General features: G+C 71.9%; 1 pseudogene. It reads left to right on the top strand.

The window, feature by feature from the left end:
- Positions 1-345 (top strand): annotated as a pseudogene (locus G3I71_RS50695) (Ku protein); the annotation flags it as partial.
- Positions 346-430 lie beyond the last annotated feature (85 nt).

The following is a 430-nucleotide window of genomic DNA, read 5'->3' as shown; positions in this document are numbered from 1 at the left end:
CCACCGCCGATCGCACTGGAAGACGACGAGGTGGAAGCCGCCCTCGCACTCCTGAACGCAATGGGTGGTGACCTCAGTGAGGAGCGTGACCACTACCGGGAAGCGTTGGAGGAACTGATCCGGGCGAAGGCGGCCGATAGCCGGCCGCCCCTCTCGGGGGGCGCGGGGCCTTCGGCTTCCGCGCAGGTGGTGGACCTGATGGCGGCCTTGGACGCCAGCGTCGCCGCGGCGCGAGAGCGGCGAGGACAGGCAGCCGGGGATGAGACCACAGCCCCCGAGCGGGCGGACCGAACGTCGCGGCCGGCGAAGAAGACAGCCCCGGCGCGGCGGCGCCGCAGTGCTTGAGTGATGCCGCCGGGGGCCGCTCGCGACGCTAGACGAGGGCGGAGCGCATCCTCCATCGACCACCACGTCGAAGGAGATCCCCCTC

Origin of the sequence: Streptomyces sp. SID12501, from assembly GCF_010550245.1 — a bacterium.
GTDB lineage: Bacteria > Actinomycetota > Actinomycetes > Streptomycetales > Streptomycetaceae > Streptomyces.
Note: the sequence above shows the minus strand (reverse complement) of the source record. Positions and strands in the feature narration are given on the sequence as shown.